The organism is Streptomyces sp. NBC_01381, assembly GCF_026340305.1.
GTDB lineage: Bacteria > Actinomycetota > Actinomycetes > Streptomycetales > Streptomycetaceae > Streptomyces.
Window position 1 is genome coordinate 2,392,399 of the sequence record NZ_JAPEPI010000002.1, and the last position, 13,867, is coordinate 2,406,265.

Genomic DNA, 13,867 nt, shown 5'->3' on the forward strand with positions numbered 1-13,867 from the left:
CCCCATGACCACCTCAGATGCGTGCCGCACCGGGAGACGGGGCCGTGGCCGGCGGTTCGCGGGACCGACCGCCGCCCGCACCGCACTCGCTGCCCTTGCCGCCCTTGCCGCGCTCGCCGTCCTCACGGCGTGCGCCGGGCCGCCCAAGAACGCCACCGGTATTTCGTCAGCCCTCTCGGCCGGCACTCCCCGGGCCAGGGGCGACATCGACTCCTTCACCTGGGCCCTCTACGCCGAACCGCCCACGCTCGACTACACGGTGGCGTTCGACTACCCGCAGAACATGGTCCTCTCCAATGTCTGCGAGAGTCTGATGCGCTGGACGCCGAGGCTTACCACCGAGCCGGGCCTGGCCCGCAAAGCCTCGCACCCCGATCCCACCACCTGGGTCTACGACCTGCGCGAGGGCGTGCGTTTCCACGGCGGCGGGACGATGACCGCCGAGGATGTCGTCCACAGCCTGGAGCGGCAGCGGGACCCGGACAACGCCGCCGCGTGGGCGCAGGTGTTCCAGAACGTCACCTCCGTACGGAAGACCGGCGCGCTCCAAGTCACCGTCAAGCTCAAGAAGCCCGACTCCCAGTTCCCGCAGTACATGGCGAGCGCCGCCGGGGTGGTGGCCTCCAAGGCCGGTGTCGAGGCGGCGGGCAAGGACTACGGCACGTCCGGCGGGCTCGCCTGCACCGGGCCGTTCGCCCTGGGTACCTGGCACAAGGGCCAGTCCATCGAGCTCGACCGCTTCGACGGCTACTGGGGGAAGCGGGCCAAGTCCGGCAGGGTCGTCTTCCGGTTTCTGCCCGACGCCTCGGCAAGGACCAACGCTCTGCTGAGCGGTGAGGCCGACGGCAGCTATCTCATCCCCACCGAGAGCTATGCCCGGCTGCACGGCAGCGGCGTGGGGAAGCTCTACTTCGGCGAGGGTCTGAGCACGGTCAACGTCGCCGTCACGAACATGCGGGGCGCGCTCGGCGACCTCCGCGTCCGGCGTGCGCTGTCCCTGGCGCTCGACCGCTCCGGCTTCGTGCAGGTCGGCCTCGGCGGAGTCGGAACGCCCACCGGTGCGCTCACCACCCGCGCCGCCTGGGCGGACGCACCGGAGCGGACCAGGAAGCGGGCCTTTGCGGGGCTGCGGCCCGGCGCCCCCGACATCGCGCGCGCCAAGGCGCTGATCAAGGAGGCGGGCGCCACCGGTAAGACCCTGACCATCGCCACCAGTTCCATCGGCCAGGACGTCTCGCTCCTCGCCACCGCCGTGCAGGACGCGGGAACCCGGATCGGCCTCGACATCCGCCTCAAGTCCATCGCGCCCAACGCGTTCACCGCGCTGTTCACCGACCCCGGGGCGCGCAAGGGCATCGACATGTTCCCGCTCACGTACTACGACTCGATCACCGATCCGCTCGACGTGCTGATGAACTTCAAGAGCGGCGCCTACCTGAACTTCGCGGGGCACAGTGACAAGGCGTACGACAAGCTGATCGACCGGGCCAGTGCCGTCGACGACCCGCGCCGGCGTCTCGGGATCGAGGCGGCGGCCCACCGGCGAGCCGCCCGGCAGTTGCCGTGGATCCCCGTCGCGGAGTGGCCCACCGCCGTGTTCCTCAACAAGAGGATCACCGGTGCTCCGACGACCATCTCGTACATGTACCACCCGTGGGCCGCCGACGTGGGGGCCGCGAGATGACCTTCCTCAGATTCGCGGTGCGGCGCGTCGCCGAGATGGCCGCCACCCTCCTCGCGGCGTCGTTCGTGGTCTTCGGCGCGATGTATCTGGCGCCGGGCAGTCCGGCGAGCTTCCTGCTCTCGGGCCGCTCGGCCTCGCCGGAAGCCGTCGCGGCCATCAACTCCCAGTACCACTTGGACGATCCGTTCGCCGCCCGCTATCTCGCCTGGCTCGGCGACGTCCTGCAGGGCGACTTCGGGCGGTCCATCACCTACCGCACCGACGTGTCCCGCCTGTTGGCCGACCGGCTGCCCACCACGCTGCTGCTGATCTCGATGGCGCTCGCCGTGGTCGTGCTCGTCGGTCTGCTCCTTGGCCGGGTCGCCGCCGTGCGCGGCGGGCGTACCGACTCCGCCATCCTGGTCGCCACGACGTTCGCCGTCGGTACGCCGTCCTTCGTCGCGGCCGTGCTGCTGCAAGGTCTCTTCGCCGTACGACTCGGCTGGTTCCCCAGCGGCGGCGCGGGCGACGGCTTCGCCGACATGGTCTGGCATCTCACCCTGCCCGCCGTCGCGCTCGCCCTCTACCTGATCGGCATGCTCGCCCGCGTCACCCGCTCGGCGATGCTCGAAGCGCTCGGCAGCGAGCACGTCACCGTGGCCCGCAGTCGCGGCGTACCCGAACGCCAAGTCGTCCGCCGCCATGTGTTCCGCAACTCGCTCGGCACCGTCCTGACCACCGGGGGTCTTGTCGTCTCCACGCTGCTCGTCTGCACGATCCTCGTGGAGACCGCCTTCAGCGTCGGCGGCATCGGCCAGCTCCTCGAACTGTCCACCACCACCAAGGACTTCCCGACCGTCCAGGCCATCTCGCTGATCATCGTCGCCCTGTTCATGGCCGTGAACCTGGTCGTCGACCTGCTCCTTCCGCTGGTCGACCCGCGGCTCACGCTCGGCTCAAGGGGGTCCGCCGCATGACCGCAGTCCTCACCCGCCGCCCCGGCCTCGCCAAGATCCGGGTCGGCGGCTCACCGCTCCACCTCGTCTGTCTGGGCCTTGTCGCCCTCGTCGTCGCCGCGGCCCTGCTCGCACCGTGGGTGGTGCCGCACGACCCCAACGCCGTCGACCTGGGCGACGCGCTGGCCGGGCCCTCCGCCGACCATCCGCTCGGCGTGGACGCCGCGGGCCGCGACACCCTCTCCCGCCTGCTCCTCGGCGCCCGCACCTCCCTGCTCGGCCCCCTCGGAGTGGTGGTCTTCGCCACGCTCGCCGGGGTGGCCGTCGGCACCGCCGCCGCCTGGCGGGGCGGCTGGCTGGACTCCGTGCTCTCCCGCAGCACCGAACTCGTCTTCGCCTTCCCCGGGTTGCTCCTCGCCATCCTCATCATCTCGGTGTACGGCGAAGGACTGCTCGCCCCGGTCATCGCCCTCGCCGTCGCCTATCTCCCCTACGTCAGCCGCCTCACCCGCTCACTGGTCCTCGCCGAACGTGAACGCCCTTACATCAGCGCCTACTTGGTCCAAGGCCACTCGGCGCTCCAGATCTGCCTGCGCCACGTCCTGCCCAACATCGCCCCGGTCGTCCTCGCCCAGGCGACCATCAACTTCGGCTACGCGCTCATGGATCTCGCAGGCCTTTCGTTCCTCGGGCTCGGTGTTCCCCCGCTCACCCCCGACTGGGGCCGCATGGTCTTCGACGGGCAGACGGCCGTCCAGCACGGCTATCCGCTGTCCGCGGTACTGCCGTGCGTCCTCATCGTGCTCACCGTCGTCGCGTTCAACGTGGTCGGCGAGCGCTGGGCCGACCGCGTCGCCAGGAGGACCCCATGAGAACGACGTACACACGCGACAAAGACCGCGACAAAGACAAGGGGTACGAGGGGTACGAGGGGTACGCACTCGACATCCAGGGGCTGCGGATCACTCTCCCCGGCACCGCGCGGGCCGTGCTCGACTGCATCGATCTGACCGTCGCCGCGGGTGAAACCGTCGCCCTCGTCGGCGAGTCGGGCTCCGGGAAGACCCTCACCTCACGCAGCGCCCTGCGCCTGCTCCCGCCCGACGCGATCGCCGACGGCCGCGTCCGCGTCGCGGGCGACGACGTCCTGACCATGAATGCCGAACGGCTGCGCGCCCTGCGTACCGGAACCGTCGCCATGATCTTCCAGGACCCGCGAGCGGCCATCAATCCACTGCGCCGCATCGGCGACTTCCTCACCGAGGGCGTCGTCCTGACCGGAGCGATGAACCACACCGACGCGGCCGCCCGCGCGACCGAACTCCTCCAGGAGGTCGGGGTCGACGCGTCCGTACTCCGGAAATACCCGGGCCAGGTGTCCGGCGGAATGCTCCAACGCGTCATGATCGCGGCCGCGCTCATGGGCGACCCGTCCCTGCTGCTCGCCGACGAGCCGACCACGGCCCTCGACGTCACCACCCAGGCCGAGGTCGTCGCTCTGCTGACCCGGCTTCAACAACGGTTCGGCACCGGCCTGTTGTTCGTCACCCACGACCTCGACCTCGCCGCGTCGATCAGCGATCGCGTGTACGTGATGTACGCCGGACGGATCGCCGAGAGCGGCCCCGCGGACGAGCTGTTCGCGGGGCCCCGCCACCCCTACACGGCGGCCCTGCTCGCCTCGACACCCCGCCTGGACGCGCCCGCAGCCGGCCGGCTGCTGGACGCGCCCGCAGCCGGCCGGCTCGCCGCCATCGATGGTCAACCTCCCGATCTGCGAACGGCGTTGACCGGCTGCGCGTTCGCCGCGCGCTGCCCGCTGGCCACGGAGGTCTGCGACCAGCAGTCGCCCGAATCCCGATCGGCACCGGGCAGGTCGGAGCACCGGGCCGCCTGTCACCACACCGACCGGCTGATCGCCGAAAGGAGCTCCGTCGATGCCGCCGATGCCTGAATACGCACTCCAGGCCGTCGGCCTGACCCGCAGCTTCGGAGCCGTACGAGCCGTGGACGGCGTGTCCTTCACCCTCCCGAAGGGAGGATCGCTCGGCATCGTGGGCGAGTCCGGTTCCGGGAAGACCACCACTGCCCGCATCGTCGTGGGCCTCGAACAGGCCGACACCGGCGAGGTGTTGGTGGGCGGAACGCGCAGGCCCGCGGCGGTTCGCGGGCGCGCGCGGCGGCTCGCCCGCGCCCGCGAGGTGCAGATGGTGTTCCAGGACCCCTATCTGTCCCTCGACCCGAGAACGAGCGTCGAAGCGGTCCTGCGCGAGACCCTGCGGCTGCACTTCCCCGACCGGGACCACACGTCCCGGGTGCGTGAACTCCTCGACCAGGTGGGCCTCGGCACGCGGGCCGCCGACGCGAGGCCGGGACAGCTCTCGGGCGGCCAGCGCCAGCGGGTCGCGATCGCCCGCGCCCTCGCCGTGGAGCCGGCCGTCCTGGTCCTCGACGAGGCGGTCGCCGCCCTCGACGTGTCCGTGCAGGCGCAGATCCTCAATCTGCTCGCCGACATCCGCGAACAGACGGCGATCGGCTACCTCTTCATCACCCATGACCTCGGCGTGGTCCGCTGCGTCACCGACGACGTCATCGTCATGCGGCACGGCTGTGTCGTCGAGGCGGGCACCACCGCCGACGTGCTCGGCGGACCCCAACACCCCTACACACGGCTGCTCATGGACTCAGTGCCGCGCCCCGGCTGGGACCCGGAAGGAATCGCGGCCGCCCGGCGGGCCCTGTGACGCCTCGCAGAGAAGGCAAGGCAAGACAAAAGGCAAGGCAAGAGAAGGAAAGACAAGACAACAGGAGGCTCCACATGAACGGAAGCACAGTCGGCTCGCACGCACGACCGGGTCCGAACAGGCGCAGATTCCTGGCGGCCGCCGGACTGACCGCCGCCGGTGCGACCCTTGCCCTGACGCAGGGAAGGGCCGGCGCGGGGCCGAGCCGCCGACCCGCCGCCGGCGGCTACCGCGTGCCCGTCGAGGACGTCCGCCACACCCGCACCTGGATGACCTGGCCGGACAACACCGCGATCTGGGGCGGCGGCAGCCTCCCCGGAATCCAGGCCGACATCGCACTGATCGCCCGCACCATCGCCACGTACGAACCGGTCACCCTGTGCGCCAACTCCGCGAGCGCGGCCAAGGCGCGCTCGATGTGCGGGTCCTCGGTCACCGTCATCAGCTCGATCCCCGTCGACGACTGCTGGACGCGTGACACCGGCCCGGTCTTCCGCACCGACGGAGCCGGCGGCCTCGACGCGGTCGGCCTCAACTTCAACGGCTGGGGCAACAAGCAGACCCACGGCAGCGACGCGAAGGTCGCCGAACGGATCGCCTCGTATGTCGGAGTGCCGTTCATCCGGGCCGACTTCGTGGGCGAGGGCGGAGCCGTCGAACAGGACGGCGCGGGAACCCTGATGGCGACCCGCAGCAGCCTGCTCAACAAGAACCGCAACCCCGGAATGGAGCAGGGCGCGCTGGAGACTGCGATGCGCGCCGCCTACGGCGCGTCCAAGGTCATCTGGTTCGACGGCGTGTACGGGCAGGACATCACCGACGACCATGTCGACGCCACGTCACGCTTCCTCGCCCCGGGCGAGGCTCTCGTCCAGATGCCGCTCGCGTCGGACAACGACGCCTACGCCAAGGACGCTCGCCGGCAGTACCGCGTCCTCACCGAGTCGACGACCGCCGACGGCCGGCCGATGGACGTGATGAAGCTCCAGGGCCCGGACTACGAGAAGATCCGCTCCACCGACCCGGACTTCCTGGCCTCCTACGCGAACTTCTACCTGTGCAACGACGCCGTCATCTGCGCCCACTTCGGCGACGAAGGCGCGGACGCGGCGGCGAAGGCCACGTTGGCCCGGCTCTACCCCGACCGCACCATCGAGCAGCTCAACATCGACCGCCTGGGCACGGGAGGCGGCGGCATCCACTGCGTCACCCAGCAGCAGCCCGTGGCGTAGGGGCAGTTCGCGACGTACGCCTCAGCGGTCCGGGTGGTTCCCCGCCCACACCGAGGGGGTTCGGCCCGCCCCCGGGTGTCCGCCCCATGCGTGGGTGAGGACACCGATCCGTCGCGGCCGGTGAAGCGGCGCCGCGGGCTCAGGGCTCCCGGCGTGCGGTGGCGGCGAGGGAGCCGAGGAGTGCGAGGGCCTCGCTGCTGGGGGAGGCCGGTTCCGCGTGGTAGACCACCAGTTCCTGGCCCGGCGCCGAGCGGACGTCGAAGGTCTGCATGGTCAACGTCAGCGGCCCGACGTCGCGATGGTCGAAGCGCTTGCGCTCCAGGGCCTTGCCCCGGGCGTCATGACCAGCCCACAGCTCGGCGAACTCGGGGCTGCGCTCAAGGAGTTCCGCGAGCACCCGCCGTACCCGCGGGTCGTCCGGCGCCGCGCCGTGGCCGAGCCGGAAGCCGGCCACGGAGTTGCGCGCCACGTCGTGCCAGTCGCGGTAGAAGGTGCGGGCGGCGGGGTCGGTGAACACCACGTGCATGAGGTTGCGCGAGTGCGCCCAGCCTTGGAAGAGCGCGTCGGCGATCGCGTTGGAGGCCAGCACGTCGTACGCGCGGTTGTAGACGATGGCCGGGTTGTGCGGCCAGGCTTCCATCAGGGCCGACAGGCTCGGTTCGACCCGGTCGGGCACGGCGGCGGACCGGGCGCGCGGGCCGATCCCGGCGAGCCGGAACAGGTGCAGGCGGCCGTCGTCGTCCAGCCGTAGCGCGGCCGCCAGCGCGTCGAGAACCTGCGCGGACGGCGTGCGCTCCCGGCCCTGCTCCAGGCGTACGTAGTAGTCGGCGCTGACCCCGGCGAGCAGGGCGACCTCCTCGCGCCGCAGCCCCGGCACCCGCCGGTGCCCCGAGACGGGCAGGTTCACATCGGCCGGGGTGACGTGGGCGCGCCGGGCGGTGAGATAGGCGCCGAGTTCGGAGCGTGCCATGCGGCCATCGTAGGCCGGGGTCCGCCGCTGTTCCTGGGTGCGCTGCACCCAGGAGGACGCCGCCTCTCCCGCGGGCGCTCCGGCCGGGCCAGCCTCGAGGCCATGAGCACACAGCGACTCGAAGCCGTCATCACACAGCAAGCCGAACACCAGCCGGAACGCGCCGAGTCGGCGGCCGGCCGCAAGGTCGTTCTCGTCACCGGCGCCAGCAGCGGCATCGGCGAGGCCGTCGCCGTACGACTCGTGGCCGAGGGCCACCGCGTGGTGGCCGGAGCGCGCCGCACCGATCGCCTGCGGGCGCTCGCGGAGCGCACCGCGGCGATGGCCGCCCGCTCCGGCGGCAGCCTGCATCCCGTACGCCTCGACGTGACGGACCGCGCGGACGTCGCGGCGTTCGTCGAGGCAGCGCGCGAGCGCCACGGCCGCGTCGACGTCCTCGTCGCCAACGCCGGGGTCATGCCGCTGTCGCGGCTCGACTCCCTGCTCGTCGACGAGTGGGACCGGATGATCGACGTGAACGTGCGCGGCCTGCTGCACGGGATCGCGGCGGTGCTGCCCGTGTTCACCGCGCAGGGCGCGGGGCACTTCGTCACGGTCGCGAGCGTCGGCGCCTACGAGGTCGTACCCACCGGTGCCGTCTACTGCGCCACCAAGTACGCGGCCCGGGCCGTCACCGAGGGCCTGCGCCAGGAGTCAGACCCCTCGATCCGGGTCACGACCGTCTCGCCCGGCGTGGTCGACTCCGAGCTCGCCGACACCATCACCGACACCGGCGCCGCCGAGGCCATGCGCGCGTACCGGGCGCACGCGATCAGGCCCGACGCCATCGCAGGCGCCGTCTCCTACGCCCTGGAGCAGCCGTCCGACGTCGACGTCAACGAAATCGTCGTACGCCCCACCCGTCAGCGCTGACCAACACGAAACCGAAGGACACACGACTATGCCCCTGCACCACCCCGCCCTCCCCACCACCTGGGACCTCACCGGACGGGTCGCCGTCGTGACCGGAGCCGCCCGCGGCATCGGCCACGCCACCGCCACGCTGCTGCGCGACCGCGGCGCCCGACTGGTCGTCACCGACCGGTCGGAGGCCGTCGAGGAGCTCGCCGCGAAGGACCCCGACAACGTGGCCGCACTCGTCGGCGACGTCGCCGACGAGGACCTCGCCCGGGCTACCGCCGCCCTCGCCACCCGACGGTTCGGCCGCCTTGACATCCTGGTCAACAACGCGGGACGCACCCTGAACAAGCCGGTCACCGAGACCACCGTCGAGGACTTCGACGACATCCTCCGCGTCAACGCCCGCGGCAACTTCGTACAGGCCCGCGAGGCGTTCCGCGCCATGGAGGCCGGTGGCGGCGGCGCGATCGTCTCCGTCGCCTCCGTCTCGTCACTCGTCGCCTTCGCCACGCAGACGGCGTACGCCGCGTCGAAGGGCGCCCTGGCCCAGATCACCCGCGTACTGGCCATCGAGGGCGGCCCCAAGGGGATCCGCTCCAACGCCGTGCTCCCCGGGGTCATCGACACCGACATCATGGAGGGCGTCGTCGAGGACGGCCGCGAGATGCTCGCCTCGTTCGGCCCCGCCCACCCCATCGGACGGATCGGACACCCCGAGGAGGTCGCGGAGGCCGTCGTCTTCCTCGTCTCCGACGCGGCCGGCTTCGTCACCGGCGCGCTCCTCACTGTCGACGGAGGCTGGACCGCTCAGTGACTGCCGGGACCGTCGTGGGGGCGGCAGTCGCCTGCGCGAGGAGCCGGAGGGCGGTGCGGCCCTCCGATCCCGCGGGGGCGGTCGCCACGACGAGGACCTGATCGTCGGAGAGGTTGAGTGCCTGCTGGGTGACGGTCATCGGGCCCACCAGCGGATGCCGCATCTTGTGCTCGGCGATGGTGCAGGGGCGCACCCGGTGGTCGGCCCACATCTTCGCGAACTCCGTGCTGTTCATGCTGAGTTCGCCGATGAGGGAGGCCAGTAGTGAGTCGTCGGGGTGACGGCCCACCGCATAGCGCAGATTGGCCACGACGGCCCGCGCCTTGGCCTCCCACGTGAGGTAGAGGTCGCGCGCGTGGGCGTCGAGGAAGAGGAACCGGGCCATGTTGGGCCGGTCGGCCGAGCGCTCCGGCGCCGACGGGTCGAGGTGGCCCGCGAACAGCGCGTGGCCGAGCGGGTTCCAGGCCAGGACGTCGGCGCGTCGGCCGGTGACGACGGCGGGCACGTCGGGCATCGAGTCGAGGAGCGTACGGGTCGGTGCGTCGACCCGCTCCGGCGGCGGCCGCCGGGCCGGGCGGCGGCGCCGGACTGCCGCGCCCGCGAGATCGCGCAGGTGCAGGCGCTCGGTCTCGTCCAGACACAGCGCCTGGGCGATCGCGTCGAGGACCTCCGGGGACGCGTTGTGCGAGTGGCCTTGCTCCAGGCGTGCGTAATACGAGGCACTGACCCCGGCGAGCAGGGCGAGTTCCTCGCGGCGCAGGCCCGGGACGCGACGCCGTTCCCCGTACGTGTCAAGGCCGATGTCCTCGGGCCGCAGCCGGGACCGGCGCGCCTGCAGGAACGCGCCGAGGGCGCTCTGTCCGCTCTGTCCGTCCATGCGGCCCAGTATCCGTTGCCCGCAAGCCGGTTGCCTCTCCCTGGCGGGGATAGGCAGGGAAGGGTGTGGCCGACTTCCGCGGGCCCGCGCAGCCTTGAGGGCATGGAAACCATCGAGTTGGGCGATGTCACCGTGAGCCGGGTCCGCGAGTTCTACGGACCGATCGGGTTCACACCACGCGCTTTCGTACCCGAGAGCAGTGAGGAGGTCTGGGAGGCACAGGAGAGCTGGCTGCGGCCGGAGTTCATCGCGGGAGAGCCGCCGGTCGTCAACGCCGCGCTGCAGACCTGGGTGCTGCGCAGCGAAGGCCGGGTCATCCTCGTCGACACCGGGGGCGGCAACAACAAGCCACGGCCCGGCACCCCTTGGGATCACCTGGAGACCGACTTCCTGGGCAATCTCGCCCGCGCCGGAGTCAGGCCGGAGGACGTCGACCTCGTCGTCAACACCCATCTGCACGCGGACCACGTGGGCTGGAACACCCGCCTCGACGGGGGCAGTTGGGTGCCCACCTTCCCGAACGCCGACTACCTGATCCACCGCAACGACTTCGAGTTCTGGAACCCGGCGAACGGCCACACCTCCGTACTCGGCGACGGCAACGCCCACGTCTTCGAAGACAGCGTCGCCCCGGTGCACGAGGCGGGCAGGACCCTGCTGTGGGAGGGCGACGGCTACCGGATCGACGCGCATCTGCGGCTTGAACTCGCCGCGGGCCACACCCCCGGATCCTCCGTGCTCACCCTCGCGTCCGGCAGCGAAAGGGCGGCGTTCGTCGGCGACCTGCTGCACAGTCCCGTACAGATCCTGGAACCGGACGCGAACAGCTGCTTCTGCGAGGATCCCGGCCGGTCACGGGCCGCCCGGCGCCGGGTCCTCGGCTGGGCGGCCGACCGCAACGGACTGCTGTTCCCCGCGCACTTCGGCGGCCACGGTGCGGCCGAAGTCGCCCGGGACGGCGGCCGGTTCGCCATCAAGGGGTGGGCCCCCTTCACGTCGTACACCCCCGGCGACGAGGGCTGACCGGCGATGCCAGACTCCCGCAACCCCGTAGTGGAGACCACGCTCGGCCCCGTCCGGGGCCTCAAGCAGGACGGCATCGGGGTGTTCCTCGGCATCCCGTACGCCGCCCCGCCCCAAGGCGCGGGAAGGTTCGCCGCGCCGGAGCCGCACGCGCCCTGGGCGGGGGTCCGCGACGCCACCGTCGCCGGGCCGACCGCGCCGCAGGCCGCACGCCGTCTCGGTGACATCGACATGTCCCCCTACTTCGGGCCGGGTTGGGTCCGGGGCGCGGACCATCTGACGGTGAACGTCTGGACGCCCCGCATCGGAGCAGACACCGGAGCAGACATCGGAGCGGACGGTGGTGCCCGCGAACTGCCGGTCATGGTCTTCGTGCACGGCGGCGGCTTCACCGCGGGATCGACCAGCGCGCCGCTCTACGACGGCACCGCACTCGCCCGGGAGGGCGTGGTCCTGGTGACCGTCAACTACCGGCTCGGCGTCCAGGGTTTCCTCGACCTCGCGGGCGCGCCGCGCAACCGCGGGCTGCTCGACGTGGTCGCCGCGCTGCGCTGGGTACGGGAGAACATCGCGGCCTTCGGCGGGGACCCGGGCACCGTCACCCTGTTCGGCCAGTCCGCCGGGGCCACGATCGTCTCCGCCGTGGCGGCCGCGCCCGATGCGGCGGGACTGCTGCGCCGGGCCATCGTGCAGAGCGGCAGTGGGCTCGGCGCCTTCACCCCGGAGCAGGCAGCACGGGTGACACGGGCGGCGGCGCGGGAGCTGGGGGTCGCGGCGCACGCCGATGCCTTCGCGGCCGTGCCGGACGACCGTCTCGTCGAGGTCGTCGGCCGGCTCTCCGGGATCGACCTGCGTACGCCGGGTGCGTACGACCCGCTGATGGGGCTGACCCCGTTCAGCGTGGTCCTTCCGGTGCAGCCCGCGCACGCCCCGCCCGCCGCCGTGGACCTGCTCCTCGGGACGACGACGCAGGAGGGCAACCTCTACCCGGCCGCCGACGGAGAGGACGCGCACGGCGCGGCCGAGCGGGCACACCCGGACCCGGACAGGCTCCTGGCCGCGTACCGGGCCGCCGCCCGGCCCGGCACCCCGGATGCCGGGCTGCGCTCGGCCGTGCTCGGCGACGCGCTGTTCGGCAAGGGGACGTGGGCCCTTGCGGAGGCGTACGCCACCGCCGGGCGCCCCACCTTCCACTACGAGTTCGACTGGCGAGGCGTGCTCGGTGCCGCGCACGCGGTGGAGGTCCCGTTTCTGTTCGGGCGGACGGACCTGCCCGAACTCCGCGGCGCACGCGGCCTGTTGGGACCAAGCCCGGTTCCTGCCGGCCTGGCGGAACGGCTGCGTGCCGCGTGGGTGCGGTTCGCACGCACCGGGGACCCGGGCTGGGACGCGTACGACACCGAACGCCGTACGACGATGCGGATCGGCGAGCAATGGGCGGCCCTGCCCGACCCGCGCGGGGCGGAACGCCGGGCGTGGTCCCCGCCCGGCGCGTGCGCACCCCTGGATGCCTGACCTCAGCTGGATGCCTGACCTCAGCGCGGCCAGAGCTGGATCAGCCACTCCTCCGTGCCGTGGAAGAACATCTCGCCGGCCGCGTGCCGCTCCTTCGCGGCGTCGCGGCCCAGGCTCGCCGCGCGCAGCCGGTAGACGCCCGGACCGCCGAGTTCCACCGGCTCGCCCGACGGAAGGCCGTCCCACTCGTTGAGCTGCACCTTCCCGTGCCGGAACAGCTCGAACTCCACTGTCTCCAGGGTGTCCCAGCCGCCCTGCGGCGCCGCCGGTTCGCCGGACCAGCTCTCAAGGCGTACCTGCGGGTGGAAGTCGGTGGTGGCGCACCGGAAGAGCGCGCCGCCAGGACCGGCGAGCACCGTCCAGCGTTTCGGGGCGGTGCCGACGGCCGCCTGAGGATCGGCGCCGTCCTCCAGGCCGCGCAGGAAGAAGGTGAAGTACGAGATGCGGGGCTCGGCGGTCGTCGCGCCGAGAAGTTCGGCGGACGGGGGAGTGGCCGTCACCGGCTCACCTCCAGCGGTCAGCTGCGGATATGGACGTAGAACGCGTCGGAGTCGAGGATACGGTCGGCGAGTTGAACCAGTGGTACGAGCCGCTGAGGTTCGCGCAGGCGATGCTGTGGCGGAGCTTGAGACCGGAGACGTCGCCCCTGACCTCGATCTTGTCGAGGAGTGTGCCGTAGTAGATGCGGCACCTCTGCTTGTACAGGGTCTGGGTCGTGCCCTGGCAGTGGAAGAAGTGGTCGATGGTCCAGCCGTAGGTCCGGTACGTCTTGCTGTTCTCCATGCAGACGTTGATGTTGGGGTCGGTACGCCGGAGGGCAGGACCCTCGGTCTGCCCGCCGGTCCCGGACGGCTTGGCGAGAGCGCTCGGCGACTTTCCTTCCTCCTTGAGTGTCTGCAGTGTGCGGGAGGCGTCGATGCGCTCCCGTACGTCCTGCGCGCTCTCCTCCGGCAGGCCCTTGTGGGACCGGCGGTCGTCGAGGTCGAACGACGGTTCCTCCCCGGGGTCCGGGGCTGGTTGCTCGGTCACGATGGTGAAGTCCGTGGTGAAATCAGTGGTGTTCGGCCCGGGCGCGGCGGTCGCGATTCCGGCCGGTACGGTCAGCAGCACGCTGAGACCCAGGGCGCTGATGATGGTGACGTCCGATGGCAGGCCAACTCATGTGCGCTACAC

At 71.7% G+C, this 13,867-nt stretch carries 14 protein-coding genes; 10 read left to right on the plus strand and 4 right to left on the minus strand.

What is annotated here, in order from left to right; genetic code table 11:
• Nucleotides 1-4: 4 nt before the first annotated feature.
• From OG453_RS32310 to OG453_RS32335, 6 genes are all read left to right on the plus strand, one after another.
• Nucleotides 5-1,684 (plus strand): ABC transporter substrate-binding protein, encoded by a 1,680-nt coding sequence (locus OG453_RS32310; protein ID WP_266872091.1) that lies wholly within the window; start codon nucleotides 5-7, stop codon nucleotides 1,682-1,684.
• Nucleotides 1,681-2,640, plus strand: coding sequence for an ABC transporter permease (locus OG453_RS32315; protein WP_266872092.1), 960 nt, complete (start codon nucleotides 1,681-1,683; stop codon nucleotides 2,638-2,640). The genes OG453_RS32310 and OG453_RS32315 overlap by 4 nt, the downstream gene beginning before the upstream one ends.
• Nucleotides 2,637-3,491 (plus strand): ABC transporter permease, encoded by an 855-nt coding sequence (locus tag OG453_RS32320; RefSeq protein WP_266872093.1) that lies wholly within the window; start codon nucleotides 2,637-2,639, stop codon nucleotides 3,489-3,491. Before OG453_RS32315 ends, OG453_RS32320 begins: the two co-directional genes overlap by 4 nt.
• Nucleotides 3,488-4,573, plus strand: a complete 1,086-nt coding sequence (locus OG453_RS32325) for an ABC transporter ATP-binding protein (RefSeq protein WP_266872094.1) — start codon at nucleotides 3,488-3,490, stop codon at nucleotides 4,571-4,573. Before OG453_RS32320 ends, OG453_RS32325 begins: the two co-directional genes overlap by 4 nt.
• Nucleotides 4,566-5,363 (plus strand): ABC transporter ATP-binding protein, encoded by a 798-nt coding sequence (locus OG453_RS32330; RefSeq protein ID WP_266873205.1) that lies wholly within the window; start codon nucleotides 4,566-4,568, stop codon nucleotides 5,361-5,363. Before OG453_RS32325 ends, OG453_RS32330 begins: the two co-directional genes overlap by 8 nt.
• Before the next feature lie 74 nt (nucleotides 5,364-5,437).
• A complete protein-coding gene (locus OG453_RS32335; protein ID WP_266872095.1) occupies nucleotides 5,438-6,595 on the plus strand; it encodes an agmatine/peptidylarginine deiminase in 1,158 nt (385 codons plus the stop codon).
• A gap of 139 nt (nucleotides 6,596-6,734) precedes the next feature.
• On the opposite strand, the gene OG453_RS32340 is transcribed toward OG453_RS32335, so the two are convergent.
• Nucleotides 6,735-7,565 (minus strand): helix-turn-helix domain-containing protein, encoded by an 831-nt coding sequence (locus tag OG453_RS32340; protein WP_266872096.1) that lies wholly within the window; start codon nucleotides 7,563-7,565, stop codon nucleotides 6,735-6,737.
• 102 nt (nucleotides 7,566-7,667) lie between these two features.
• Here OG453_RS32340 and OG453_RS32345 point away from each other — a divergent pair, with 102 nt between their 5' ends.
• Together OG453_RS32345 and OG453_RS32350 are read left to right on the plus strand one after the other, a co-directional pair.
• Nucleotides 7,668-8,477, plus strand: coding sequence for an SDR family oxidoreductase (locus OG453_RS32345; RefSeq protein WP_266872097.1), 810 nt, complete (start codon nucleotides 7,668-7,670; stop codon nucleotides 8,475-8,477).
• A gap of 28 nt (nucleotides 8,478-8,505) precedes the next feature.
• Nucleotides 8,506-9,279, plus strand: a complete 774-nt coding sequence (locus OG453_RS32350; RefSeq protein WP_266872098.1) for an SDR family NAD(P)-dependent oxidoreductase — start codon at nucleotides 8,506-8,508, stop codon at nucleotides 9,277-9,279.
• Here the strand turns inward: OG453_RS32350 and OG453_RS32355 are convergent.
• Complete coding sequence (locus OG453_RS32355; protein WP_266872099.1) at nucleotides 9,248-10,156, minus strand: helix-turn-helix domain-containing protein; 909 nt, start codon at nucleotides 10,154-10,156, stop codon at nucleotides 9,248-9,250. The two genes, OG453_RS32350 and OG453_RS32355, sit on opposite strands and share 32 nt — an antisense overlap.
• A 102-nt stretch (nucleotides 10,157-10,258) precedes the next feature.
• Between OG453_RS32355 and OG453_RS32360 the strand changes: the two genes are divergently transcribed.
• Together OG453_RS32360 and OG453_RS32365 are read left to right on the plus strand one after the other, a co-directional pair.
• Nucleotides 10,259-11,179 carry an MBL fold metallo-hydrolase gene (locus OG453_RS32360; protein ID WP_266872100.1) on the plus strand — a complete coding sequence of 307 codons (921 nt, stop codon included), beginning with the start codon at nucleotides 10,259-10,261 and terminating at the stop codon, nucleotides 11,177-11,179.
• Nucleotides 11,180-11,185: 6 nt separating this feature from the next.
• The gene (locus tag OG453_RS32365) at nucleotides 11,186-12,694 is read left to right on the plus strand and encodes a carboxylesterase/lipase family protein (protein WP_266872101.1); all 1,509 of its coding nucleotides are present in this window, start codon (nucleotides 11,186-11,188) and stop codon (nucleotides 12,692-12,694) included.
• A 20-nt stretch (nucleotides 12,695-12,714) separates the two neighbouring features.
• Here OG453_RS32365 and OG453_RS32370 read toward each other — a convergent pair whose 3' ends face one another.
• Both OG453_RS32370 and OG453_RS32375 read right to left on the minus strand, forming a co-directional pair.
• Nucleotides 12,715-13,194 (minus strand): hypothetical protein, encoded by a 480-nt coding sequence (locus OG453_RS32370; protein ID WP_266872102.1) that lies wholly within the window; start codon nucleotides 13,192-13,194, stop codon nucleotides 12,715-12,717.
• Nucleotides 13,195-13,198: 4 nt separating this feature from the next.
• The gene (locus OG453_RS32375; protein WP_266872103.1) at nucleotides 13,199-13,804 is read right to left on the minus strand and encodes a hypothetical protein; all 606 of its coding nucleotides are present in this window, start codon (nucleotides 13,802-13,804) and stop codon (nucleotides 13,199-13,201) included.
• Between the last annotated feature and the right edge of the window lie 63 nt (nucleotides 13,805-13,867).

Excerpts from the sequence above, each read along its gene's own strand:
- OG453_RS32310 (WP_266872091.1), top strand. The coding sequence starts at position 5 with ATGACCACCTCAGATGCGTGCCGCACCGGGAGACGGGGCCGTGGCCGG.
- OG453_RS32315 (WP_266872092.1), top strand. The coding sequence starts at position 1,681 with ATGACCTTCCTCAGATTCGCGGTGCGGCGCGTCGCCGAGATGGCCGCC.
- OG453_RS32320 (WP_266872093.1), top strand. The coding sequence starts at position 2,637 with ATGACCGCAGTCCTCACCCGCCGCCCCGGCCTCGCCAAGATCCGGGTC.
- OG453_RS32325 (WP_266872094.1), top strand. The coding sequence starts at position 3,488 with ATGAGAACGACGTACACACGCGACAAAGACCGCGACAAAGACAAGGGG.
- OG453_RS32330 (WP_266873205.1), top strand. The coding sequence starts at position 4,566 with ATGCCTGAATACGCACTCCAGGCCGTCGGCCTGACCCGCAGCTTCGGA.
- OG453_RS32335 (WP_266872095.1), top strand. The coding sequence starts at position 5,438 with ATGAACGGAAGCACAGTCGGCTCGCACGCACGACCGGGTCCGAACAGG.
- OG453_RS32340 (WP_266872096.1), bottom strand. The coding sequence starts at position 7,565 with ATGGCACGCTCCGAACTCGGCGCCTATCTCACCGCCCGGCGCGCCCAC.
- OG453_RS32345 (WP_266872097.1), top strand. The coding sequence starts at position 7,668 with ATGAGCACACAGCGACTCGAAGCCGTCATCACACAGCAAGCCGAACAC.
- OG453_RS32350 (WP_266872098.1), top strand. The coding sequence starts at position 8,506 with ATGCCCCTGCACCACCCCGCCCTCCCCACCACCTGGGACCTCACCGGA.
- OG453_RS32355 (WP_266872099.1), bottom strand. The coding sequence starts at position 10,156 with ATGGACGGACAGAGCGGACAGAGCGCCCTCGGCGCGTTCCTGCAGGCG.
- OG453_RS32360 (WP_266872100.1), top strand. The coding sequence starts at position 10,259 with ATGGAAACCATCGAGTTGGGCGATGTCACCGTGAGCCGGGTCCGCGAG.
- OG453_RS32365 (WP_266872101.1), top strand. The coding sequence starts at position 11,186 with ATGCCAGACTCCCGCAACCCCGTAGTGGAGACCACGCTCGGCCCCGTC.